This window comes from Sphingomonas sp. (genome assembly GCF_036677245.1).
Classification (GTDB): Bacteria; Pseudomonadota; Alphaproteobacteria; order Sphingomonadales; family Sphingomonadaceae; genus Allosphingosinicella.
Map to the genome: position 1 here is coordinate 42,776 of NZ_JAKFCG010000068.1, position 23,044 is coordinate 65,819.

28 protein-coding genes are annotated in these 23,044 nt (G+C 65.6%); 17 read left to right on the forward strand and 11 right to left on the reverse strand.

All coding sequences use genetic code 11. The annotated features are described in order from the left end of the window. Positions 1 to 54: 54 nt before the first annotated feature. The 8 genes from V6M48_RS07910 to apaG all read left to right on the forward strand — a co-directional run bounded on the left by V6M48_RS07910 (position 55) and on the right by apaG (position 5,908). Positions 55 to 387, forward strand: a complete 333-nt coding sequence (locus V6M48_RS07910) for an AtpZ/AtpI family protein (RefSeq protein WP_332811990.1) — start codon at positions 55 to 57, stop codon at positions 385 to 387. 16 nt (positions 388 to 403) lie between these two features. Then, the gene (locus tag V6M48_RS07915) at positions 404 to 1,183 is read left to right on the forward strand and encodes a F0F1 ATP synthase subunit A (protein ID WP_332812054.1); all 780 of its coding nucleotides are present in this window, start codon (positions 404 to 406) and stop codon (positions 1,181 to 1,183) included. Between the two features lie 25 nt (positions 1,184 to 1,208). Then, positions 1,209 to 1,436, forward strand: coding sequence for a F0F1 ATP synthase subunit C (locus V6M48_RS07920; RefSeq protein ID WP_332811991.1), 228 nt, complete (start codon positions 1,209 to 1,211; stop codon positions 1,434 to 1,436). A 50-nt stretch (positions 1,437 to 1,486) separates the two neighbouring features. After that, complete coding sequence (locus V6M48_RS07925; RefSeq protein WP_332811992.1) at positions 1,487 to 1,981, forward strand: F0F1 ATP synthase subunit B family protein; 495 nt, start codon at positions 1,487 to 1,489, stop codon at positions 1,979 to 1,981. Further along, positions 1,974 to 2,591 (forward strand): F0F1 ATP synthase subunit B family protein, encoded by a 618-nt coding sequence (locus V6M48_RS07930; protein WP_332811993.1) that lies wholly within the window; start codon positions 1,974 to 1,976, stop codon positions 2,589 to 2,591. The genes V6M48_RS07925 and V6M48_RS07930 overlap by 8 nt, the downstream gene beginning before the upstream one ends. A 223-nt stretch (positions 2,592 to 2,814) precedes the next feature. Continuing rightward, positions 2,815 to 4,734, forward strand: a complete 1,920-nt coding sequence (gene uvrC / locus V6M48_RS07935) for an excinuclease ABC subunit UvrC (protein WP_332811994.1) — start codon at positions 2,815 to 2,817, stop codon at positions 4,732 to 4,734. Positions 4,735 to 4,746: 12 nt separating this feature from the next. After that, a complete protein-coding gene (gene recO / locus V6M48_RS07940; protein ID WP_332811995.1) occupies positions 4,747 to 5,478 on the forward strand; it encodes a DNA repair protein RecO in 732 nt (243 codons plus the stop codon). A 31-nt stretch (positions 5,479 to 5,509) separates the two neighbouring features. After that, positions 5,510 to 5,908: a Co2+/Mg2+ efflux protein ApaG gene (gene apaG, locus V6M48_RS07945; protein ID WP_332811996.1), complete on the forward strand. Its 399-nt coding sequence runs from the start codon at positions 5,510 to 5,512 to the stop codon at positions 5,906 to 5,908. 27 nt (positions 5,909 to 5,935) lie between these two features. Here the strand turns inward: apaG and V6M48_RS07950 are convergent, their stop codons facing one another. The 3 genes from V6M48_RS07950 to parE all read right to left on the reverse strand — a co-directional run bounded on the left by V6M48_RS07950 (position 5,936) and on the right by parE (position 10,249). Next, the gene (locus V6M48_RS07950) at positions 5,936 to 6,775 is read right to left on the reverse strand and encodes a MipA/OmpV family protein (protein WP_332811997.1); all 840 of its coding nucleotides are present in this window, start codon (positions 6,773 to 6,775) and stop codon (positions 5,936 to 5,938) included. Between the two features lie 172 nt (positions 6,776 to 6,947). Further along, the gene (locus V6M48_RS07955) at positions 6,948 to 8,276 is read right to left on the reverse strand and encodes a serine hydrolase (protein WP_332811998.1); all 1,329 of its coding nucleotides are present in this window, start codon (positions 8,274 to 8,276) and stop codon (positions 6,948 to 6,950) included. Then, positions 8,273 to 10,249, reverse strand: a complete 1,977-nt coding sequence (parE, locus tag V6M48_RS07960) for a DNA topoisomerase IV subunit B (RefSeq protein WP_332811999.1) — start codon at positions 10,247 to 10,249, stop codon at positions 8,273 to 8,275. Before parE ends, V6M48_RS07955 begins: the two co-directional genes overlap by 4 nt. A 138-nt stretch (positions 10,250 to 10,387) precedes the next feature. On the opposite strand from parE, the gene V6M48_RS07965 reads away from it, so the two are divergent. Continuing rightward, entirely contained in the window at positions 10,388 to 11,191 is an 804-nt protein-coding gene (locus V6M48_RS07965; RefSeq protein ID WP_332812000.1) for a hypothetical protein, read from the forward strand. A gap of 47 nt (positions 11,192 to 11,238) precedes the next feature. Here the strand turns inward: V6M48_RS07965 and V6M48_RS07970 are convergent, their stop codons facing one another. Both V6M48_RS07970 and V6M48_RS07975 read right to left on the reverse strand, forming a co-directional pair. Then, positions 11,239 to 11,406: a hypothetical protein gene (locus V6M48_RS07970; RefSeq protein WP_332812001.1), complete on the reverse strand. Its 168-nt coding sequence runs from the start codon at positions 11,404 to 11,406 to the stop codon at positions 11,239 to 11,241. A 175-nt stretch (positions 11,407 to 11,581) separates the two neighbouring features. Then, a complete protein-coding gene (locus tag V6M48_RS07975) occupies positions 11,582 to 12,238 on the reverse strand; it encodes a GcrA family cell cycle regulator (RefSeq protein WP_332812002.1) in 657 nt (218 codons plus the stop codon). A 60-nt stretch (positions 12,239 to 12,298) separates the two neighbouring features. On the opposite strand from V6M48_RS07975, the gene V6M48_RS07980 reads away from it, so the two are divergent. From V6M48_RS07980 to queE, 7 genes are all read left to right on the forward strand, one after another. Continuing rightward, the gene (locus tag V6M48_RS07980; protein ID WP_332812003.1) at positions 12,299 to 13,126 is read left to right on the forward strand and encodes an ABC transporter permease; all 828 of its coding nucleotides are present in this window, start codon (positions 12,299 to 12,301) and stop codon (positions 13,124 to 13,126) included. Positions 13,127 to 13,335: 209 nt separating this feature from the next. Beyond that, positions 13,336 to 13,719 (forward strand): hypothetical protein, encoded by a 384-nt coding sequence (locus tag V6M48_RS07985; protein WP_332812004.1) that lies wholly within the window; start codon positions 13,336 to 13,338, stop codon positions 13,717 to 13,719. Between the two features lie 160 nt (positions 13,720 to 13,879). Then, entirely contained in the window at positions 13,880 to 15,070 is a 1,191-nt protein-coding gene (locus tag V6M48_RS07990) for an aspartate aminotransferase family protein (RefSeq protein WP_332812005.1), read from the forward strand. A gap of 57 nt (positions 15,071 to 15,127) precedes the next feature. After that, positions 15,128 to 16,057, forward strand: a complete 930-nt coding sequence (gene hslO, locus V6M48_RS07995) for an Hsp33 family molecular chaperone HslO (RefSeq protein ID WP_332812006.1) — start codon at positions 15,128 to 15,130, stop codon at positions 16,055 to 16,057. 113 nt (positions 16,058 to 16,170) lie between these two features. Next, entirely contained in the window at positions 16,171 to 16,620 is a 450-nt protein-coding gene (locus V6M48_RS08000) for a DUF3617 domain-containing protein (protein ID WP_332812007.1), read from the forward strand. Between the two features lie 367 nt (positions 16,621 to 16,987). Then, on the forward strand, positions 16,988 to 17,671 hold the full coding sequence (queC, locus tag V6M48_RS08005; RefSeq protein WP_443019059.1) for a 7-cyano-7-deazaguanine synthase QueC: 684 nt from the start codon (positions 16,988 to 16,990) through the stop codon (positions 17,669 to 17,671). After that, the gene (queE, locus tag V6M48_RS08010; RefSeq protein WP_332812008.1) at positions 17,668 to 18,294 is read left to right on the forward strand and encodes a 7-carboxy-7-deazaguanine synthase; all 627 of its coding nucleotides are present in this window, start codon (positions 17,668 to 17,670) and stop codon (positions 18,292 to 18,294) included. The genes queC and queE overlap by 4 nt, the downstream gene beginning before the upstream one ends. Positions 18,295 to 18,324: 30 nt before the next feature. On the opposite strand, the gene V6M48_RS08015 is transcribed toward queE, so the two are convergent. The 3 genes from V6M48_RS08015 to lipB all read right to left on the reverse strand — a co-directional run bounded on the left by V6M48_RS08015 (position 18,325) and on the right by lipB (position 20,243). Beyond that, positions 18,325 to 18,996, reverse strand: a complete 672-nt coding sequence (locus V6M48_RS08015; protein ID WP_332812009.1) for a hypothetical protein — start codon at positions 18,994 to 18,996, stop codon at positions 18,325 to 18,327. Positions 18,997 to 19,207: 211 nt separating this feature from the next. Continuing rightward, the gene (locus V6M48_RS08020) at positions 19,208 to 19,480 is read right to left on the reverse strand and encodes a hypothetical protein (RefSeq protein ID WP_332812010.1); all 273 of its coding nucleotides are present in this window, start codon (positions 19,478 to 19,480) and stop codon (positions 19,208 to 19,210) included. Between the two features lie 97 nt (positions 19,481 to 19,577). Further along, positions 19,578 to 20,243: a lipoyl(octanoyl) transferase LipB gene (gene lipB, locus V6M48_RS08025; protein WP_443019060.1), complete on the reverse strand. Its 666-nt coding sequence runs from the start codon at positions 20,241 to 20,243 to the stop codon at positions 19,578 to 19,580. Between the two features lie 97 nt (positions 20,244 to 20,340). On the opposite strand from lipB, the gene V6M48_RS08030 reads away from it, so the two are divergent. After that, positions 20,341 to 21,141: a hypothetical protein gene (locus tag V6M48_RS08030; protein ID WP_332812011.1), complete on the forward strand. Its 801-nt coding sequence runs from the start codon at positions 20,341 to 20,343 to the stop codon at positions 21,139 to 21,141. On the opposite strand, the gene V6M48_RS08035 is transcribed toward V6M48_RS08030, so the two are convergent. The 3 genes from V6M48_RS08035 to V6M48_RS08045 are packed head-to-tail and all read right to left on the reverse strand — an operon-like array spanning position 21,138 to position 23,028. Further along, positions 21,138 to 21,728 carry a GNAT family N-acetyltransferase gene (locus V6M48_RS08035; RefSeq protein WP_332812012.1) on the reverse strand — a complete coding sequence of 197 codons (591 nt, stop codon included), beginning with the start codon at positions 21,726 to 21,728 and terminating at the stop codon, positions 21,138 to 21,140. The two genes, V6M48_RS08030 and V6M48_RS08035, sit on opposite strands and share 4 nt — an antisense overlap. 11 nt (positions 21,729 to 21,739) lie before the next feature. Then, entirely contained in the window at positions 21,740 to 22,582 is an 843-nt protein-coding gene (hemF, locus tag V6M48_RS08040) for an oxygen-dependent coproporphyrinogen oxidase (protein ID WP_332812013.1), read from the reverse strand. Next, positions 22,579 to 23,028 (reverse strand): tRNA (cytidine(34)-2'-O)-methyltransferase, encoded by a 450-nt coding sequence (locus V6M48_RS08045; protein WP_332812014.1) that lies wholly within the window; start codon positions 23,026 to 23,028, stop codon positions 22,579 to 22,581. The genes hemF and V6M48_RS08045 overlap by 4 nt, the downstream gene beginning before the upstream one ends. Between the last annotated feature and the right edge of the window lie 16 nt (positions 23,029 to 23,044).

Below are 23,044 nucleotides of genomic sequence, written 5' to 3' on the forward strand. Positions count from 1 at the left end.
TTCCTCGCCCCTGTTGCACTCGCTTTGCGCGGGGCATTCACCTGGGAGAGCGGCATGGCGGAAGATGAGCCGCGAAGGGACCCTGAGCTTCCCGAGGATGCACGGCTGACGTCGCTTGAAGAGCGGCTCAAGGCAGCGCAGCAGACGGAGGCGATCAGGTCCGGGCCGGTCAAGCGGGACGACAATTATCGTCTCGGCATGCGCGTGCTTGGTGAATTGATTGGGGCTCCGTTCGGGGGGGCGCTCATCGGCTGGCTGCTCGACCGCTGGCTGGAGACGGCTCCCTTGCTGATGCTGGCGTTGCTGTTCCTGGGCTTCGTGGTCGGCATCAGGAACGTCATTCGAATTTCAAAGACGCCCCCGGGCTCCGGTCCGGGTGCTGGATAACAAGGGTTTCTCGCGCGTGGCGGCCGAAAGCAAGATCGATCCGATGCACCAGTTCCTGGTCGAGCCCCTCGGGCCTCGGCTGCAGCTCGGCGCGTTCGACATCAGCTTCACCAACAGCTCGTTGTGGATGGTGATCACGCTCGTCCTGATCTGGATCTTCATGCTTGGCGGCATGAAGCGCGAGCTGGTCCCCGGCCGCTGGCAGGTGGCGGTCGAAGGCTTCACCGGCTTCATCCGGAACATGGTCGATGCGAACATCGGGCCCGAAGGGCAGAAGTACATTCCCTTCATCTTCTCTTTGTTCATGTTCATCCTCGTCGCCAACTTCCTCGGGCTGATGCCGCTGGCGATCATCCCCGGCCTTCACGCCTTCACTACGACCAGCCATTTCAGCATTACCGGCGTGCTCGCGATCATGAGCTTCTCGATCGTGCTGATCATCGGCTTCTGGCGCCACGGCCTCCATTTCTTCTCCCTGTTCGTGCCGCACGGCACGCCCAAGGTGATGCTGCCTCTGATCGCGCCGATCGAGTTCGTCTCGTTCATGGTGCGCCCGTTCAGCCTCGGCCTGCGTCTGTTCGTCGCGATGATCGCCGGTCACATCCTGATGGAAGTGTTCGGCAGCTTCATCGTCACCGGCTTCAACGGCGGCCCGATGGGCTGGGGCATCGGCATCATCAGCTTCTTCTTCATTGCCGGCGTGGTCGCGCTCGAGATCCTCGTCTGTGCGATCCAGGCCTATGTGTTCGCGTTGCTGACCTCGCTTTATCTCAACGACGCGATCAACCTTCACTAAACCTATCTATTCAAAGGAGTTCATCATGGATCTCGAAGCAGCGAAAGTCATTGGTGCCGGTCTCGCGGCGATCGGAACGGGCGCCGCCGCCATCGGCGTCGGCCTGGTGTTCGGCAACTTCCTGCAGAGCGCGCTGCGCAACCCGGCCGCGGCCGACAGCCAGCAGGGCCGTCTGTTCATCGGCTTCGCCGCGGCGGAGCTTCTGGGCCTGATTGCCTTCGCCGTGGCGATGATCATCCTCTACGCCATCTAAGCTCCGGCGGGCCGGAGCGCATCCGCGCTCCGGCCGCACAGGATTGACCAATGCCTCAGATCACCCAGCTTCCTTTCATCTTCGCCTCGCAGCTCTTCTGGCTGCTGATCGTCTTCGGTGCGATTTTCTTCGTGATCGGACGCGGCATGCTGCCGAAGATCCAGTCGACGGTGGACGCGCGCGACCGGAGGATCGCCGAGGATCTCGCGCTCGCCGAGCAGGCCCGCGTCCGCGCGGACGAGATCGAAGCGGCCTATCGGCGGCGGATGGATGAGACCCGGGACGAGGCGATGCGCGTGGCCGCGGCTTCCAAGCAGGAAACCGGCCGCGAATCCGAAACCCGGGTCAAGGCGGCGGATGCCGAGATCGGCACCCGCGTCCAGGCAGCCGAGGAGCGGATCCGTGCCGCGACGACAGCGGCGATGGCCGAGATCGAGACTGTCGCCGCCGAAGCGGCGCAGGAAATGGTGGCCAAGCTCGCCGGCGTGACCGTGTCGCGCGATCGTGCGGCCCAGGCCGTGAAGGGTGCGCTCAACAATGGCTAATCCGCATGCCCCGCTCGACACCGCCAGCGAGCGCATGAACCAGAAGGATGCGACGCCCTCGCACGGCGAGCCCGTGCCGGGGATCCACGAGGATGCCGGCGGCGGCCATGGGCCCGAGCCGACCGCTTTCGGCCTCGACGCGCCGGCGTTCATCTCGCTCGCGATCCTGTTCATCATCGCGATCATCCTCTGGAAGAGGGTGCCGCAGGCGATCGGAAGCGCGCTCGACAAGAAGATCGCGGTGATCCGCGAGCAGCTCGACCAGGCCGCCAAGCTGCGTGCCGAGGCCGAGGCGCTCCGCGGCGAATATGAAGCCAAGACCGCGGCTGCCGACAAGGAGCGCGAGACGATGCTCGAGCGCGCCCGTCACGAGGCCGAAGCGATCGTCACGCAGGCGAGGGCGGACACCGCCGCTCTGCTCGAGCGTCGCGCCCGCATGGCCGAAGACAAGATCGCCGCCGCCGAGCGCCAGGCGATCGACGAAGTCCGCGCCCGCGCCGCCGCCGCGGCCGCCGTCGCCGCCGAACGGCTCATCTCCGAAGAGCTCGACGCCAACGCCAACAAGGCGATGGTCGACAACGCGATCGCCGACCTGGGGCGTCGGCACTGAGCGACTTACCCCTCCCGCACGCGGGAGCGCTCTAAACTCCGTTCGCGGTGAGCTTGTCGAACCGTTTTCCTTTCTTGCTCAGAGAAGGAAGGGCCTTCGACGAGCTCAGGCCGAACGGTTTTTGGGTGACTCGGGACTTTTGCAGCGGACCCGCAAGCGGGAGGGGAGATGGTGCCCTCCCTTAGGACTGGCACCACAGCGCGCCACCCCCTAGATTCCCCCCGTGACCGACCAGCCGACCGACCGTTTCAACGAAGAGAAATCCGTCTACACCGTCCGCGGTGCCGACAAGCCCGATCTCGAGACGGGCGTCGCGGCGATCCGGCAGGTGACGCGGACCTTGCCGGTGCGACCCGGTGTCTATCGGATGCTCGATGCGCGCGGCGAGGTGCTCTACGTCGGCAAGGCGCGCGCGCTGCGCAACCGGGTCACCAACTACACCCAGGTCGCGCGGCTGACCAAGCGGCTGCAGCGCATGGTCGCGCAGACCCGCGCGATGACGATCGTCACGACCAACACCGAGGCGGAGGCGCTGCTGCTCGAGGCGCAGCTGATCAAGCGCTACCGGCCGCCCTACAATGTGCTGCTGCGCGACGATAAGAGCTTCCCGTTCATCCTGCTGCGCGAGGATCATGATTTCCCGCGTGTCCAGAAGCATCGCGGCGCGCGCCGCGCCAAGGGCCAATATTATGGTCCGTTCGCGAGCGCGGGCTCGGTCACGCGGACGCTCAACGCGCTGCAGAAATTGTTCCTGCTGCGCAGCTGCTCGGACAGCTTCTTCGCCAATCGCGCGCGCCCGTGCCTGCTCTACCAGATCAAGCGCTGCTCGGCGCCGTGCGTGGGGCGCATCGACAATCAGGCTTATGGCGAGCTGGTCGGCGACGCGAAAGACTTCCTCGCGGGCAAATCGACCAAGGTCCAGGCCAAGCTCGGCGCGCAGATGAACCTTGCCGCCGAGGCAATGGATTACGAGCTCGCCGCGGTGCTTCGCGACCGGCTGCGCGCACTGACCTTCATCCAGGGGACGCAGGCGGTCAACGGCGAGGGCCTCGGCGATGCCGACATCTTCGCGCTCGCCTGCCGCGGCGGGATCATGTGCATCCAGGCCTTCTTCATCCGCGGCGGCCAGAATTGGGGTCATCGCAGCTTCTTTCCCGCCCACACGCAGGACGTCCCCGAAGAGGAGGTGCTGACCAGCTTCCTCAGCCAATTCTACGAGGAGCTGCCGCCGCCCAAGCTGATCCTGCTCGACCGCGCCCTCGCCGAGGCCGACCTGCTCTGCGAGGCGCTGTCGGAACGCGCCGGGCGCAAGGTGACGCTCAAGGTGCCGCAGCGCGGCAACCAGGCGGCGATGATGCGCCAAGCGACGCGCAACGCCGAGGAGGAGCTCGAGCGCCATCTCGCCGAGACCAGCACCCAGAACCGCAATCTGCGTGCGCTCGCGGAACTGTTCGAGCTCGAGGGGCCGCCGCAGCGGATCGAGGTCTATGACAACAGCCACGTGATGGGCACCAATGCGGTCGGCGCCATGATCGTCGCCGGGCCGGAGGGCTTTCGCAAGAACGCCTATCGCAAGTTCAACATCAAGCGCGAGGAGACCGTCCCGGGGGACGATTTCGCGATGATGCGCGAAGTGCTCAGCCGCCGCTTCGCGCGTCTCGAGAAGGAGGATCCCGACCGGACCCGCGGCGACTGGCCCGATCTGCTTTTGATCGACGGCGGCAAGGGCCAGCTCAGCGCGGTCTGCGAGGTGCTCGAGGATGCCGGCATCCACGACGTGCCGGTGGTCGCCATCTCGAAAGGGCCCGATCGCAATGCCGGACGCGAGGTGTTCCACTTCCCGGGCGGGCGCGAGGCGACGCTCGCACCCAATTCGCCATTGCTCTTCTATCTTCAGCGGCTGCGCGACGAGGCGCACCGCTTCGCGATCGGCGCGCACCGCCAGAAGCGCGCGAAGAGCATGACCTCGAGCCCGCTCGACGACGTCCCCGGCATCGGCCCCAGCCGCAAGCGCGCCCTGCTGATGCATTTCGGCACCGCGCGGGCGGTGCGCGGCGCGGCGCTCGAGGATCTGGAGAAGGCGCCCGGGATCTCGCGCGCGATGGCGCGCGGCATCTACGATTATTTCCACCCGAGCGGCTGAGGACAGCGCGGCATGCGGCTGGAGAGCGAGGCGATCGTCTGCTCGGTGCGCTCGCATGGCGAGCATGGCGCGATCGTCCGGCTGCTGACCCCGGCCGACGGCATCCATGCCGGCTATGTGCGCGGCGGCCGCTCGCGCCGGCTGAGGCCGATCCTGGTGCCGGGCAATCTGGTGCAGGCGGAGCTTCGCGCGCGGACCGACGAGCAGCTCGCGCAGCTCAGCGTCGAGCTCATCCACAGCCGCGCCCCGCTGCTGGCCGAACCGCTGCCGGCGGCAGCCGTCGATTGGGTGTGCGCGCTGACGGCGGCGACATTGCCCGAGGGGCAGCATTATCCGCGGCTCTACGACGGCCTCGACGCGTTGCTCGGCGCGGTCGAGGCGGCGCCGGCGGCAAGCGGCTGGGGCGCGGCGCTGGTGCGCTACGAATATATGATCCTGGCCGAGCTCGGCTTCGGCCTCGACCTCTCGCAATGCGCCGCGACCGGCACGACCGAGGATCTCGCTTTCGTCAGCCCGAAGAGCGGCCGTGCGGTCAGCGCCGGCGCGGCGGGCGCCTATCGCGACCGGCTTTTCGTCCTGCCGCGCTTCCTGCTCGAAAACAGTCCCGCCGGCTGGGAGGATATTTTTGACGGCCTCCGCCTCACCGGCTATTTCCTCGCGCGTGACATCTTGATCGATCGGCAGGCCGACATACTGGCTGCGCGAGATCGGCTTGTGGAGCGGCTAAGGCGAGTCACGCGTTGATGCCGCGACGTAGATCTGGAAAGTCGTCTCGGTGAAAGCTCTCTTCCCCCACAGCGCTACTACCCGGGGGGTCACCGTCAGGGTCTCGGTCAGCTTCCTTCCCGAGCAATCGGAGCCGGGCAAGGGGCGCTGGTTCTGGGCCTATCATGTGCGCATCGAGAACGAGGGGCAGCGGGCGGTCCAGCTGATCAGCCGCGAATGGTCGATCGTCGACGGGCGTGGGGCGCGTCACGAGGTGCAGGGCGAGGGCGTGGTCGGCGAGCAGCCGGTGCTCGAGCCCGGTGCCGCGTTCGATTATGTCTCGGGCTGCCCGCTCAACACCCCCAGCGGCTATATGGAAGGCCGCTATCACATGATCGGGGACGACGGCACCGGCTTCGCGGTCGCGATTCCACGCTTCCCGCTCGTGGCGCCGACTGTCCTGAGCTAGCTCGCGCGCCGCGCGCCGCGACCTTGCCTAAAAGATCTTCCCGATGTCGAACGTATAGGTCAGCGCGGCCCCGGCGAAATATTGGTTGCGCGAACCGATGTCGCGCACGATCGGCGATTCCGCCGCATCCTTGACCAGCCGTTCGTAGCGCGCGAATCCCTGGACGCCCCAATTGTAGTTGAACTGATAGAGCAGACCCGCGGCGGCTCCGAACGAGTTGAGGCCGCCGTCGGGATCATAGACCGCGAGCCCGGTCGCCGCCGCGACGGTCGGCGAGACGCCGTAATAAGCGCGCTGATAGCGCTGGTTGACGAAGGTCGCGCGCGGGCCGATCGAGAAGACGAACCGGTCCGCATCGCGGACGATGTAATCCACGCCGGCGCTGCCGATCCATCCTTTATGGCCGCCGAGGCCTTTCCGCCCTTCCACGCGCACCCGGATGTTCGGGTGCAGCCGGAATTGCGCGAACGCGCCGACCTCAGGCGTGAAGTCGACCTTGCCGATCGGCACGCCGTCCTCGACCGCCTTGCGCTCGGGCGCGAAATTGGCGACCGGGCCGAACTCGAGCGGCTTGTTGGGATTGATCGTGAGGCCCGGGCTGTCGCCGGGGGCGCCGAACGGGAGCGGGTCCCCGGTCTTGCGGAAGCCAAGCACCGGGAAGAAACCGACCTGATATTCGTCCGAGCCCGGGTAGGTCGGGATCAGCTGCGGCCCCGCGCCGACGCGGATCGTCCAGCCGCGGTCTTCATCCTGGGTTCCTGCCGCGCCTGCATCCTGGGCGAAAGCGGGCACTGCCGCTCCGGCGAGCGCCACCGCCGCGGCCGTGGCTCGGCTCAGGACACGCAACGTGATGGGCGCGCTGCCCACGATTGACGATCTCGACAAAGCAAGTTCCCCCTATTCCGAAAAATTGCCCGAAAGCCGGGCCAGGCCAGATGCGACAGAGTGCCGCAGCCGACCAAAAGTGCTGCAACTCGACCCATAACGTGCGCCGAGCCGAGGCGTTCCGTCGACGGGCCGTGCATCTCCCCGCGCCGTGTCAGCGCACCAGCGCGATCGCGCGGCTCATCAGCAGCTGAAAGAGGCCTTCGTCGACGCTTTGCGCGGGGTCGTTCCAGGTTCCCGACACGGCGCGCCATTCGCCGTCCTTGCCGCGGAGCAGAAAGGTCATGTTGAGCACGCCGGTCTCCGATCCTCCCTTGTAGCCGAGATAGGCGAACTCCTCCGCCGGGACTCGGCCGATCCCCGGGTTGACCGCAAGGATGCCAAGCGTCTCGCGGTCGCCGTGGCGGCGCAGCCAATTCATCACTCTGACAAGGTCGCCGGTCGACGCGAACCACTCGACCGTGTCGATCGCGTTGGGCACGGCGATCAACCTGCTGAGATCGACCTGGTCGGCCTTCAGCGCCGCCATCGGCCCGGCAAGCAGCGCGCGCCGCTCGGCTTCGGAGGAGCCCGCCCAGCGCCGGAGGAGCGCACCGCTGTCGCCCGCCTTGAGCAGCGCCCATTCGCGAGTCGTCAGCAACGGGCGCAGCCTGTCCGGTGCGGCAATGCCGAGCTCGGGCAGCAGCCGCTCGACCTTTTCACGGCCGAGCAGGTGGAGCAACGTGTCGGCCGCGCCATTGTCGCTTTGCGAGATCATCAGCACCGCCAATGTGTGGAGCGTCATCGGCGATCCGGCCGGCCAGCTTTCGAGCGCACCCGAGCCGATCGAGAAATGGTCGAGCGGCACGACGTCGCCCCACTTGCGCTCTCCCGCGGCGATCGACCGGCTGAGCTCGGCAAGGATGAACAATTTGAACGCCGAGCCGACCGCGAGCGGCTTGCCAGCCTTGTGGGCGATGCTGAATTGCGCGGCGTCGCTGCCGCGAAGCCGCGCGACCGCGAGCGATGCCTCGCCGGGCAGGCTCCAGATTTCCTGCGCGACCTTGGCGAGACTGTCTCCCTTGACCTCCGCGGCGCTGACCAGCAGCGCCGTGATGCGGTGCGGAGGCCTTGCTTCGATCGCGAGCTCGACTCGCACCACCGCCCGTTCGAACGCGATGAACGCGGTTCCGGCAGTGGCGGATTTTGAGACGAGCCTTTCGACCGCTCTGGCCCGCCCGTACTGGCCGGCGAGGCGCAGTGCGAGAGAGTCGATCTGGCTCGCTGGGATCTGCGCGAGGAACGAGGGCGCGAGGATGCGCTCGGGCTTGGTGCTTCGGTTGAACAACGGGACGAGCGCGGCCGCGCGTGCGCGCAGCGCGGGCCCCGCCTGGCCGGAGCCAGCGGGGCCAGGTTGCAATGAATGGGCCGGCGAAGCGAAGCAGGAGATCAGCAGCAAAGCTGCGAGGAGGGGGAGGGAGAGACCGCCGCCCCGCCGGCTCATGCGTCGATCTCTTCCTCGTCGACATCGGCGGCATGGCTCTGGATGAAGGCGAAGCGATGCTCGGGGTTGCGGCCCATCAGCCGGTCGACCAGATCGCGGACCGCCGCCCGTTCCTCATATTCCTGGGGCAGGGTGATGCGGATCAGCGAGCGCGACTTCGGATCCATCGTCGTCTCGCGCAGCTGCTGCGGGTTCATCTCGCCGAGGCCCTTGAAGCGCGAGACCTCGACCTTCTTACCCTTGAACAGGCTTTGCTCGAGCTCGGCACGGTGAGCATCGTCGCGCGCGTAGGCGATCGTGCCGCCTGCAGAGAGGCGATAGAGCGGCGGCTGCGCGAGATAGAGCGAGCCGCTGCGGACCAGTTCGGGCATTTCCTGGAAGAAGAAGGTCATCAGCAAGGTCGCGATATGCGCGCCATCGACATCGGCGTCGGTCATGATCACGATCCGCTCGTAGCGCAACGTCTCGACCTGGCAACGCTCGCGCGTGCCGCAGCCGAGCGCCTGGATCAGATCGGCGATCTCCTGGTTGGAGCGGATCTTGTCCGCGGTGGCCGAGGCGACGTTGAGGATCTTGCCGCGGATCGGGAGGATCGCCTGCGTCTTGCGGTCCCGCGCCTGCTTGGCCGAGCCGCCCGCCGAATCGCCTTCGACGATGAACAATTCGGTTCCGGCCGGATCGTCGTTGGCGCAGTCGGTCAGCTTGCCCGGCAGCCGCAGCTTGCGCGAGCTTGTGGCGGTCTTGCGCTTGATTTCGCGTTCGGCCCGGCGCTTGAGCCGTTCGTCCATGCGATCGAGCACGAAGCCGAGCAACGCGCGGCCGCGATCCATGTGGTCGGCGAGAAAATGGTCGAAATGGTCGCGCACCGCCGTCTCGACCAGCCGTGCCGCATCGGGGCTGGTCAGCCGGTCCTTGGTTTGGCTCTGGAACTGCGGGTCGCGAATGAACACCGACAGCATGATCTCGGCGCCGGTGACGATATCGTCCGCCTGGACGTCCTTGGCGCGCTTCTGGCCGACCAGCTCGCCGAACGCGCGGATGCCGCGCGCCAGCGCCGTGCGTATGCCCTGCTCGTGGGTGCCGCCGTCGGGGGTCGGGATCGTGTTGCAATAATAAGAGGAGCCGCCCTCGCTCCACAGCGGCCAGGCGACCGCCCATTCGACCATCCCCTGGCCATTGGCGAAATCCTGGCGGCCGGTGAAGAACTCGCTGGTCGCGCATTCGCGATCGCCGATCTGCTCCTTGAGATGGTCGGCGAGGCCGCCGGGAAACTGGAACACCGCTTCAGCCGGCGTCTCGTCGCCGATCAGCGATGGATCGCAGCGCCAGCGGATTTCGACGCCGGCGAACAGATAGGCCTTCGAGCGGGCGAGCCGGTACAGCCGCGCCGGCTTGAACTTCGCATCCTCGCCGAAGATCTCGGGATCGGGCGTGAACGTGATCGTGGTGCCGCGCCGGTTCGGAGTCGAGCCGAGCTTGACCAGCGCCGAGGTCGGATCGCCTTTCGAGAAGGTCTGGCGGAAAAGCTCCTTGTTCCGCGCCACCTCGACGATCGTCTCGACCGACAGCGCATTGACCACGCTCACGCCGACACCGTGGAGGCCGCCGGACGTGGCATAGGCCTTGTCCGAGAATTTGCCGCCCGAATGGAGCATCGTCAGGATGACCTCGAGCGCCGACTTTCCGGGATATTTGGGGTGCTCCGCGGTCGGGATGCCGCGCCCGTTATCGGTGATCGTCAGCCGGTTGCCAGCTTCGAGCGATACTTCGATGCGGCTGGCATGGCCTGCAACCGCCTCGTCCATGCTGTTGTCGAGCACCTCGGCGGCGAGATGGTGCAACGCGCGCTCGTCGACGCCGCCGATGTACATGCCCGGTCGTCTCCGCACCGGCTCGAGGCCCTCGAGAACCTCGATCGAATGCGCATCATAATCCTGCGGGGGGTGACCGTTGCCGGCGAACAAATCTGACATGGATCAGCTATAGCGTAGCGGCGGAATCTGCCAAGCGCGGATGCTCGGCAAGCACGGATGAAAGCCTCGCCGGCGCAAAAGCTTAACGGTTTTTTACGATTCAGGGCCTAGATTTTCGACTCGGGTGGAGGGACGATCATGCTGGGCGAATTGATCCGCAGGAAAATCACGGGGCACGAGCCGGTCGCGAGCGAATTCGGGCTCGAATCGACCCGCTTCTCGCTGACCACGGACGTGCCCCGGCCGACCGAGGACCACATCGATCAGCGGCTGCTGAGCTTGCTGCCGGTGGCCCAGCTGATCACGGACGAATGGCAGGATCTTTGCCGTATCCGCACCATCTCGGCGGGAGGGCTGATGGGCGACACCGGCGGCAGCCACGGCGCCGGGGCTGCGGTGATCGTCGAATTGCATTCGGAGCAGCAGATCGAAGCCTCGATCCTGTGGACCCGCGGTACGACCATCGGAATCAAGTTCAACGAGGACGTCGACGTTCGCGAGATCCTCGCCCACCGCCGGCCGCGGATCGGTTATCGCCCGCGACCGACACGGCTCGCGATCAGGTGCGGCGCCACGGTGCGGATCGGTCGCCGCTACCATCGGGTCGAGGTCCAGGATATTTCGCTCGGCGGCATCAAGCTCGAGCTCCACGACAACAATTGCGTCGGTAAGGCCGTGGTCGTCGCGGTCGAGAGCCTGCGCCCGATCAAGGGCGTCGTGCGCTGGTATCAGGACGGTTTTGCCGGGATCGTCTTCAATCGCCCGCTGCGCTTCGAGGACCTGGCCGATTGGCTGGGGAAAAGGATCGAGATCGCCAGCCTTTATGCGTCGACCGGACCGCTCACCCACGCGCCGCGTGCGGCGGGCTCCGGCCGTTCGACGATCGGCTTCGCTACCGGTTCTTATGGCGGTTCGTACGGCGGTCACGCGCGGCGACGTTGAAGGGCGTCACCGCGCAGGCCGCAATGAAGCGAATCCGCTGAAGGCCCTCAGCTGTCGGCCGAGGGCTCCCGCGGATTGTCAGGATAGATCCTGTCGAGATAGGCGCAGGCCAGCTGGTAATGGGCCTGGACGGCCGGGGGATGGGTGGCCTTGGCGGCCATTTCGATTTCAGCTTCTGCGCGTCGTTCGTAATAAGCGACGTCTTCGTGCGACATTCTTGTTCAGGGTCCTCCATCTTCCGGCCCGGCCGAGCCGGTGACCGATGCTGTGACCCATCAACACGCACCCGAGCGGCGCGTTCCCGTAATCTTACTGCCTCAGATCAATCGGCATAAATCAATCCGGGCCACCGTGCCGGCGCGCCCCTCGAGCGGCGCCGGCTTCGGCCGGTCAGCGGATCCGCGGACCGCCGAACGGGAGCGGCGGCGGCGGCCGGCGATCGCGGCGCGGCAGCTGCGCCTGATAGGCGACGCCGCAATGCTGGATGCAATAAGGAAAGCCGGGATTGGCCTGCTTGCCGCAGAAATGGAAATCGGGCTCGCCGGGATGGCCGATCGGCCATTTGCAGATCTTCTCGTTGAGATCGAGCAGGCTGGTCTTGTCGGCGACCTCGGCGCTCGGCTTGGCGGGCACGAGGCGGCGGGGCGGCGCTGGCGGAATCGGCGGCTGCTGATCGCCGGGGCCCTGGCGGAGGAATCCGCCGGGGCCGACCGAGCGGATCTGCGGCTGCGGCGGCGCTTGCGGGGCAGGGGCGGCAGCCTGGACGGGTGCCGGCTCGGGCGCGCGTTGCGGCGCGCGTGGCGCAGGCGCTGCTTCCTCTCCAGTATGCTCCTCGGCGGCCGGTGCGGCCGGCTTGGGCTTGGCCCGGACAACTACGGCCTCGTTCGGCTTGACCGGCGAGGGTCGCGACTGAAGGCCCAGACGGTGCGCCTTGCCGATGACCGCGTTGCGGCTCACTCCGCCGAGCTCGTCCGCGATCTGGCTCGCGGTCATGCCCTTGCTCCAAAGCTCCTTGAGCTGGTCGATGCGTTCATCGGTCCACGACATTGTTCTTCCTTACAGGCGTTGCGGCTTGCGGCTCGATGCGTCTGTCTCTAGCGACGGCGCATGAACGACCAGCCAACATATCGGGTCAGGTCCGATCCTGGCGTCCCGATAATCAGGAGCGTCAACTGGTTCGGCCTCAAGACGCTCTATGTGAAGGAGGTGCGCCGTTTCTTCAAGGTGCAGCTTCAGACAATCTGGGCGCCGGCGCTCACGACCTTGCTGTTCCTGGTGATTTTCACCGTCGCCCTCGGCCGTAGCGGCCGGCTGGTGATGGGCGTGCCGTTCGCCGATTTCCTCGCTCCTGGCTTGATCATGATGGGGATGCTGCAGGCGTCGTTCGCCAATTCGAGCTTCTCCTTGCTGGTCGGCAAGCTGCAGGGCACGATCGTCGACTATCTGATGCCGCCGCTCTCGACCGGCGAGCTGCTGGTCGCGCTGATCGGCGCCGCCGTAACGCGCGCGTTGCTGGTCGGTCTTGCCGTCTGGGTGGCGATGCTGTTCTGGCCGGGCGTGCACGTCTTGCCGCGCCATCCCGCGGCGGTCATCTGGTTTGCGGTGATGGGCAGCATGATGCTCGGCTTCTTCGGCCTGATCACTTCGATCTGGGCCGACAAGTTCGATCATGCCGCGGCGGTGCAGAATTTCATCGTCGCGCCGCTGTCGTTGCTGTCGGGCACATTCTATTCGATCGAAAGCATCGGCCCCATTTTCCGCGCGGTGAGCCATGCCAATCCGTTCTTCTACGTCATCTCCGGTTTTCGCTACGGCTTCCTCGAGAAAGCCGACTCTCCCGTGCTGTTCGGCGCGATCCTGCTGCTCGCGATCAACATCGTCCTCTGGGCGGTCTGCTATGCGATGCTGCGCAAGGGCTGGAAGATCAAACAGTAGAGTGATTTCAAATCAGGTGAGATCACCTGACGACTCGAAAATCACGGAAAACGAAGAAATTAGACCCCAATCCTGGTTCGGCCGAACCGGGATTGGGGTCTAATCGGTTCCGCCGTCCTCCGGCTGAACGGCCGCTGACGAGATCGTTCAGCGCCGGAACATCCGCTCCGCTCTATCGATATCGCATCGACGAAAAGATGGAGAGACCGATGTTCAAGCTTGTAATCCCAGCCATCATGGCCAGCACCGTCGCGCTCGCCGCACCGGCGGCCGCGCAGTACCGCGGCGACTATGACAGCCGCTATTCGAACGGCCGTCATTACAATGCGGGCTATTCGGATACGCGCGAGATCCGCGCGCAGATCGATCAGATGATCGATCGAATCCATCGCGCCGAGGATCGCGACATGATCTCGAAGCGCGAAGAGGATCGGCTGATGCGCGAAGCGCGCCGCATCCAGCACCTCTATCACCGCTATCGCGGCAACGGGCTCAGCGGCCGCGAGGCGCATGAGCTGCAGAACCGTATCCACGCTCTGCGCCAGCAATTCCGCTTCGAGCGGCAGGACGGGCGCCGCGACGGCCGCTGGTAAGCTCGCTGCGTAGCGGGGTGTGAGCCGATTGGGAGAGTCTCCGGATCGGAAGACCCGCCGCTGCAATTGACGCGACGCGGCGCAAATCTCTAAGACGCGGGAAGGCGGCCCCTAGCCAGATGCTGGGGCCGCCTTCTTCGCATCATCCTGAGGAAGTCCGATGACCATCACCCCGCTCATGCCCGTCTACCCGCGTTCGCCGGTGCGGCCGGTGCGCGGGGAGGGGGTCTATCTCTATGGCGAGCAAGGCGAGAAATATCTCGACTTCGCGAGCGGCATCGCGGTCAACGCGCTCGGCCACGCCCACCCGGTCCTCACCAAGGCGATCCAGGATCAGGCGGCGACATTGATGCACGTGTCGAACCTTTATGGAAGCCCGCAGGGCGAGGCGCTTGCGCAGCGGCTGGTCGACGCGACGTTCGCCGATACGGTGTTTTTCACCAATTCGGGCGCCGAAGCGGTCGAATGCGCGATCAAGACCGCGCGCCGCTATCATTACGCCAAGGGAAACCCAGAGAAATACTCGCTGATCACGTTCAGCAACGCCTTTCACGGGCGCACGCTCGGCGCGATCAGCGCGACCGACCAGCCCAAGATGCGCGACGGCTTCGAGCCGCTGCTGCCGGGTTTCACGGTCGTCGAGTTCAACGATCTCGAGGCGGCGCGCGGCGCGATCGATGCGCATTGTGCCGGTTTCCTCGTCGAGCCGATCCAGGGCGAGGGCGGCGTGCGCATGGCCAGCGAGGAGTTCCTTCACGGGCTGCGCACGCTTGCCGACGAGCATGATCTGATGCTGGTGCTGGACGAGGTCCAATGCGGCATGGCGCGGACCGGGAAGCTGTTCGCCTACGAACATTATGGCGTCGAGCCCGACATCATGAGCATCGCCAAGGGCATCGGCGGCGGTTTTCCGCTGGGTGCCTGTCTCGCGACCGAAAAGGCTGCGGCGGGCATGACGTTCGGCACGCACGGCTCCACCTACGGGGGCAATCCGCTCGCGATGGCGGCCGGCCAGGCGGTGCTCGACGTCGTCAACAACGACGCGTTCCTCGCGCAGGTCGGCCGGATGGGCGAGCGCTTGCGCGCTGCGCTCGAGCAGATGATCCCCAATCACGATCATCTTTTCGAGTCGGTGCGCGGGCTCGGCCTGATGATCGGCATCAAGATGAAGTCGGACAGCCGCGCCTTCGTCGCCCATCTGCGCGATCATGGCGTGCTGACCGTCGCCGCCGCCGAAAATGTGATGCGCATCCTTCCGCCGCTGATCATCGAGGAGGAGCATATCGCCGAGTTCGTCGAGAAGCTCTCTTCGGCGGCGCGGGCCTATCAGGCACCGGATACGTCGGATTGACGCAAGGCGCTGCCCGGCGGGGCTGTCCAAATCGTCGCGGCGTCCTACATCATTGCGATGAGTAAAGCAGATAGACAGAATCAGGTCATCGCGACCGCCACCGCCAACCTCGACGTCGCGGTCGGCTTCACGATCCCGGCGCGCCATGCCCGCGGCCGTATCGCGCGCCTTGGTCCTCTGCTCGACGAGGTTCTTGCGGCGCACGATTATCCGGCGCCGATCGCGCGCCTGTTGTCCGAAGCGCTGACCTTGACGGCGCTGCTCGGCGCGATGCTGAAGGATGCAGGCGGGCAGCTCACGCTCCAGGCGCAAACCGAAAGCGGCGTGGTCGATCTGCTGGTCTGCGATTATGCGAGCGGCCAGCTGCGCGGCTATGTCCGTTTCGACCAGGCGCGGCTCGCCGAGCTGCCGGCGCTTCCGACGCTGACCGCGCTGCTCGGCAAAGGTTATTTCGCGATCACCTTCGATCAGCAGCCGAGCGGCGAGCGCTATCAGGGCATCGTGCCGATCGAGGGCAATTCGCTCGCCGATGCCGCCCAGAGCTTCTTCGGCCAGTCGGAGCAGATCCCAAGCCTCGTTCGGCTCGCGGTCGACGACACCGGCCATGTTGCCGGCGGCATCCTCCTCCAGCATCTGCCCGAAGGCGAGGAGGGGAGGGAGCGTCTCCATACGCGCTTCGATCATCCCGAGTGGGACCATGTCCGCGCTCTGGCGGAGACGATCAAATCGACCGAGCTGGTCGACGACGGCCTAGCGATCGAAACCTTGCTGTGGCGGCTGTTCCACGAGGAGGAGGAAATCCGCGTGCTGCCGGTGACCGAGCTCAGCAAGGGCTGCCGCTGCAGTTTCGAGCATATCCGCGATGTCATCTCCCGCTTCGCCGCCGCCGAGCGCGAAGAGATGGCCGCCGCCGATGGTTTCATCACGGTCGACTGCGAGTTTTGCTCGCGTGCCTTTCCGATCAGCCTCGGCGATTTCAAAGGCTGAGACACTCTTGTCGCCAATTTGAGCATTTTCGTCTATGATTCGGCACGTTCTGGCGAATCTGTCTTAGCAGTTGATCTTCGGCAGACTGGCCGGTGTCTGTGTGGGAAGCTCGAATGGCGAAGTTGGACGGCAGAGTAATTCATCTGGCGGTGGGGCTGGCGATCGGCGCACTGACCATTGCAGCGTCGCCGCCCAAGCCGGCTCGCTCGGGCCAGCCGTTGGCGGCATTGTCGCGGCTGCAGCCTGGTCTGTGGCAGATCCGCGAACTCGGCAACGATCGTGCTACGCCGCAGTCAATCTGCATCGGCGATCCGGCAATGCTGTTGCAGCTGAAGCATGTTAAGGAACCCTGCTCGAGGCTGGTGATCGCCGATCAGGCGGACCAGGCCACCGTGCACTACACCTGCCCGGCCAACGGCTTCGGCCGCACCTGGCTGCGAGTCGAGACGCCGCGCCTCGCCAAGATCGATACCCAGGGGATTGTCGACAAGACTCCCTTCGCGTTTCGCGCGGAGGCCCGGCTTGTCGGTCCCTGCGCCCCGAAAAGAAGCGCCCGCCGTTAACGCTCGGTTTACCAACCCTGCTTTAGAAGGAGTGGGTGCCGCATTGGGCACACTTTCCTCCCTAGCAGGCCAGATGGCCTAAACTGGGCCGCCCCTCACCGGGCGGCCCGCTCTTTTTCAGCCGCCTTGCCCGAACGCCCTGCGGACGGGAGCGGCGGTGCGCCGGCTTGCGTCCGCCGAAAATCGTCTCTAGCGGGCGTGCGCAGATCGCAGGGCGGCCCGGGCGTGCCGGTTTGTCGAGCCAAACTTGCGGCGCATGCCGTTCCGCTCCACCCTGCGCCCGACGCAGAAAGCGCAATTCGATGATGCATGACCTTTCGAGCCGGCGGTCGCGCCCGAGCTTTTCGACCATCGCCGGATCGGTGGCGTGAGCGAGCGGCTGGCCGTGGTGCTGCTGTCCGGCGGCCTCGATTCGATGGTGGCCGGCGCGCTGGCCCGCGAGCAAGGCTATCGCCTGGCCGCGCTGACGGTCGACTATCAACAGCGGCACCGGGTCGAGCTCGATGCCGCGCGCCGCATCGCGGCTTTGCTCGGCGCCGAACGCCATATCGTGCTGCCGCTCGATCTGCGCCAATTCGGAGGCTCGGCGCTCACCGCCGACATCGCGGTACCCAAGACCGGCGTAGAGGACGGCATTCCCGTCACCTATGTTCCTGCGCGCAACACGATCTTCCTCTCGCTTGCACTCGGGCTTGCCGAAGCCTCGGGCGCGCGCGACATCTTCATCGGCGTCAATGCCCTCGATTATTCCGGCTATCCCGATTGCCGCGACGAATTCGTCGTCCAGTTCGAGCGGCTCGCCAATGTCGCCACCAAGGCCGGCCTCGAAGGCGATGGCTTTGCCGTCCACCGGCCGCTGGTGGCGCTGTCCAAGGGCGGGATCGTTCGCGAAGCGGCACGCCTTGGGCTTGATGCGGGCCTCAGCTGGTCGTGCTATGATCCGACCGAGCAGGGGCTTCATTGCGGTCTTTGCGACAGCTGCCGGTTGCGCGCGAAGGGGTTTGCCGAAGCCGGCCTAAGCGACCCTACCCGTTACGCGGCGGCGCCATGAGCTATGCGGTCAAAGAGATTTTCCTGACCCTGCAGGGAGAAGGCGCGCAGGTCGGGCGACGCGCCGTCTTCCTGCGCCTGTCGGGCTGCAACCTGTGGTCGGGACGCGAAGCGGATCGGGCGACGGCGGACTGCAATTTCTGCGACACGGATTTCGTCGGCATGGATGGCGCCAACGGCGGCCGCTTCGAAGCAGCGGACCTCGCGCTCAAGGTGGAGGATCTGTGGGGCAAAGGCGAGCGCCGACTGGTCGTCATCACCGGCGGCGAGCCGCTGCTCCAGCTTGATGCCGCGCTGATCGACGCCCTTCATGCGCGCGGGTTCGAGATCGCCGTCGAGACCAATGGGACGTGCCCTGCGCCGGCCGGGCTCGACTGGGTTTGCGTCAGCCCCAAGGCAGGAACGAGCGTTGTCCAGCGCAGCGGCAACGAGCTCAAGGTCGTCTGGCCGCAGGCGGGCCTTGATCCGGAGGCGCTGCTCGCCTGGGAATTCGACCATTTCCTGATCCAGCCGATGGACGGTGCCGATTCGGCCGCAGCGACCGCGGCGGCGATCGGTTATGTGATGGCCAACCCGCGCTGGCGGTTGAGCCTCCAGACGCACAAGATCTTGGGACTCGATTGACGCCACGACAGGCGCCCGGCCCAATCCCGGCTAGCTCGCGGTCATGCACTTCTTCTTGAGCTGGTTCTTCTTGTCCCAGCAGCTGTTCTGCAGCGGCGGCAGCGCCGGCAGCTGGATGAACCGTGGATCGTAGCGCAGGGGAAAACGGTCGTACGCGGGGACGAGGCTGTTCCTGAGCTCGCGCAGCCGGGCGCGTGCGGTCAGGTATAATTGTCCCTTTGGCCGCGAGAGCGCCTCCTTCGCGATGGTGGTCGCGGTCTGGCAAAAGCCGATCTGAGCCTGAAGCGTCGAGAAATTATTGTAGGTGATCGTCGAATAATCGTCGAACAGCCGTTGGCCTTCGCGCGGGCCGTGGACGCGTTTGAAATATTTGCCCACCGTCGTGTAGGCTTCCATCAGCTCCTTCGAATGATGCGCGAGAATTCCGTTATAATTGTCGACCGCCCGCAGATAGGGCGAGAATTGGCATTGCAGCGCCGCGACGTTGAGCCCCGCGCGCAGGTTCCAGACGAGATGCCCGGCATATTCCGCTGACGTCGCCTTGGGCAGCGGCAGACCGACCAGCGGATCGCTGCCTTCGATCGGAGCGGCCCTGAAATCAGGGTCGAAAAGGAAAAGCTGGGCGTTGGCCGATCCCGAGAAAGCGCATGCCGCCAAGAGCAGGGCCGCAGCCCTGACGCCGTTCTTCAACCAACCAATCATGAACCCTCCAGCGGCCTGCTTCGATACGCGCGCAGGCTGCGCTCTATTCTTACCACGCCCGCGCCTGCAATCCAGACGGCCGATTATTTCCGTCGCGACGCGAGCACGGCTTGGCATGTAGTGCGGCCGCAAACGTCGGGAAAGCAAGCCGAAAAGAAAGGGGCCGCCCGGTCGCCCGGACGGCCCCTTTCGATTTTCCCGAACGGAAAGCTTACATTCCGTTCGTCATGTTGCCGGTGTCGGCGGCATTGTCCATGCCCACATCGGTCGTCATGTTGATGTCGGTAGCCATGTTGGCGTCGGCGCCCGTGCCTGCGTCGATCGCCGTCACGTCGTTGGTCGTGTCAAGCGTGGCATCGGTGCCGAGATCGGTCGTCATCGCATTGTTAGCAGCTTCGTCGCCGCCGCCGCCGCAAGCAGAAACGACCAGTGCCGCGCCGGCGATCATCGACCCGGTTAAGATTTTCGAAAGAAGTGCACGCATTGATTAGACTCCCTAGATTGACGATTTGGTCGGGTAGGCCCCTTTTTGCCAAATCAGTTCTTACACTAAACGGAAAGAAATCGGCTCTCAAGCCTTCTCAATTCCTCCCCTCGAGAGAGGAAAGAAAATGGTCGAGCCCCTGTCGCAGTGCCAGGTCGAAATTTCGTTGCCCGTTGGACACCCCCATCTCGTCGAGGCTGGTCACTGGAAAGTCCGCAATACCGCATGGCACTATGCCTGAAAAGTGAGAAAGTTCCGGATCGATGTTGATCGAGAAACCGTGCATCGTGACCCAGCGCCGCACGCGCACCCCGATCGCTCCGATCTTGGCTTCGCTGTCTTTATGGTTCACCCAGATGCCGATCCGACCGGGCGCGCGGTAGGCGGTGATCCCCAGCCGAGCCAGCGATGCGATCAGCCAGCCCTCGAGACCGTGGACGAAGCGCCGCACGTCGCGCGCCCGCCGGTCGAGGTCGAGCAGGATATAGCCGACCCGCTGACCCGGCCCATGATAGGTGTAGCGGCCGCCGCGGCCCGCCTGGTGGACGGGCAGATCGTCGGGGTTGAACAGCTCGGCCGGATCGGCGCTCGTCCCGGCCGTGTAGAGCGGCGGATGCTCGAGCAGCCAGATCAGCTCGGGCGCGGTGCCGACATGGATCTCGGCCGCGCGCCGCTCCATCGCCGCCAGCGCTTCGGCATAATCGGTCAATCCCGGCGAGTGCCGCCATTCGATCGGCTGGGCTTCGATCATATCCATGTCCATTGCGCGTCTCCGCCACAAGCCGGCGGCCGGTTCAAGCCTTGCTTGCAAGCGCGAGGGGCTCGTCGCTATGGCGAGGGCCGGCAGCGAGGGCATTGCAATGAAACTTTCCTACGATGCACTGTGGCAGGATACGGCCGCGTTGATGCGCGCGCATCTGCCGCTGGTCATCGCGATCGCCGGCGTGTTTCTCTTCCTGCCGGACCTGCTGCTCTCGCATTTCTTCCCTCAGCCCGAGCGGCTCGCCGATGGCGATGCAATGATGGCGGCGATGAATGCCTATGTGGCGGCGAGCTGGCCCTGGCATCTCGTCAACCTCGTGATCAACCTCGCCGGCACGCTTGCGATCCTCGTCCTGGTCCTCGACCCGGGTCGGCCGACGGTGAGCGCGTCGATCGCGCGGGGGTTGCGGCTGCTGCCACGCTATCTGCTGGCCTATTTCCTTTCCGGGCTGATCGTCACCTTCGCTTTCCTCGTCCTGGCCGTGCCTGCGCTGCAGCTTCTCAGCCTGCGGGTGTTCGTGCTCGCTCTTCCGGCGCTCGCTGCTCCCGCATTCTATCTGTACGCCCGCTTCCTGCCGCTGCCGTCGATCCTGGTCATGGAAGACCAACGCAATCCGGTCCGCTTGGTCCAGCGCAGCCTCGAGCTGACGCGGAATGTCGGGGGGGCCTTGTTGGGCTTGTTCATCATCCTCCTGGTCGCGTTTCTGGTGGTGATGCTGATTGTGATCGCGGTGTTGAGCGCGCTTCTCGTGCTCGCTTTCGGAGCGAAGCTCGGCGGCTTTCTGCTGCTGATTGCTTCGACCGCAGTGCTCACCGGCTTCTCCGTTATTCTGATCCTGCTTGGCGCTGCCGTCTATCGCAAGCTGACCGGGGCCGTCGCCGAGGGCGCAATCGCCTAAACCGTGGGCTCCAGCAGCGGGATCTGAGGCGCGACATCGCGCGGCAACAGGCCGAGCAGACGCGGATCTGGAAAGCTCTCGAACGATCGGCGGTAAGGCTTGAAGCCGGCTTTCAGATAGGCGGGCAGTGCGGCCGGGTGGTCGAGCGTGCACGTATTGACGCGAAGCCGCAGGACGTCCGGCCGCCATCCGAGCGCAAGCACCTGCGCGAACAGCCACTTGCCGTGGCCGCGCCCGGCAAGCTCGGGGACGAAGCCGAGGAAGCGAATCAGGCACTCGCCGGCGTGGCTGAAGTCGAGCTCGATCATGCCGACCTCTATGCCGGCGCGATCGACCACCGCATGCACCTCTCCGACATTGGAGCGGAGCACGGCATCGCTCATCGCCAGCCGCGAATACCAAAGCCAGCGCCCGCCGACCCGCTCGAACAGCAGGCGATATTTGGCCGGATCGACCTCGCGCCAGCGTTCGAGCCGGAACGGGGAGGGGGGCAGCGGCTTCGGCAGCGGCCGCTCGTTCATCTCGAGATAGGTCACCACCGCGCCGACCTGGCCCGGCCCGAGATCGGTGAGGCCCCCGTGCTTCATGCCGCCGGGTTTTAGGCCCAAGTCGCCACCGGAGGAAGGCTCATCAAGATCGCATCGACATTGCCGCCGGTCTTGAGGCCGAACAACGTCCCGCGATCGTAGATGAGGTTGAATTCGGCGTAGCGACCGCGCCATTCGAGCTGCCGCGCCTTGTCGCTGTCGGTGAACGGCGTGCCCATCCGCCGCCGCACCAGCTTCGGGAAAACCGAGAGGAACGCCTCCCCGACATCGCGGGTGAACGCAAAGTCCTTCCGGAAATCGCCCTCGACATGATCGTAGAAGATCCCACCCACGCCGCGATGGACGCCGCGGTGGGGGATGAAGAAATAATCGTCCGCCCATTTGCGGAACCGCTCATAATAAGTCGGGTCGTGCCGCTCGCACACGTCCTTCAGCGCCTGGTGAAATTCCGCGGTGTCCTGCTCGTATGGGATCGGCGGATTGAGATCGGCGCCGCCGCCGAACCAGCGGCGCCGGGTGGCGAGGAAGCGCATGTTCATATGCACCGCGGGCACGTGCGGGTTGGCCATGTGCGCCACCAGGCTGATCCCGGTGGCCGTGAAGCGCGGATCTTCGCCCGCGCCGTGGATCGTCTTGGCAAATTCGGGGCTGAAGCGTCCGCCGACCGTCGAGACGTTGACGCCGACCTTCTCGAAGATCACGCCCTTCATCAGGCCGCGCACGCCGCCGCCGCCCGGTGCGCCGCTTTCGTCGAGCCGGTCCCAGCTTGTATAATCGAAGCGTGCATCGCTGCCCCCGTCGCGCTCGATCGCCTCGAATTCGGCGCAGATGCGGTCGCGCAGCGACTCGAACCATGCGCGCGCCTCCTGTTGCTCGTGATCGAGCTCGATCATTCGGGCCATCCCTTCGTCTGCCTGAGCGCTTCGCCGAGCGCGATGCCCGCCGCGACCGCAATGTTCAAGGATCGCGCGGCGGCAATTTGCGGAATGCGAACGCGCTCGTTGGCGCGGGCATGGACTTCGCGTGGCGCTCCGCTGCTCTCGGACCCGAGCAGCAGCACGTCGTCGGCTTCGAAGCGCGCGTCGGGCAGCCGCACGCTCGCGCGCGTCGTGAGCAGCACGATGCGGCCGCGAACATTGCGCTCGAACGCATCCCAATTACTGTGCCGTTTCACCTCGGCGATCTCCGCATAGTCCATCCCGGCGCGTTTCAAGGCGCGGTCCGAATAAGCGAACCCGCAAGGCTCGATGATATCCACCCCGACGCCCAGGCAGGCGGCGAGCCGCAGGATCGTTCCGACATTTCCGGCCTGGTCGGGCTGATAGAGAGCGATGCGCATGGCGGAGCGATAGCCT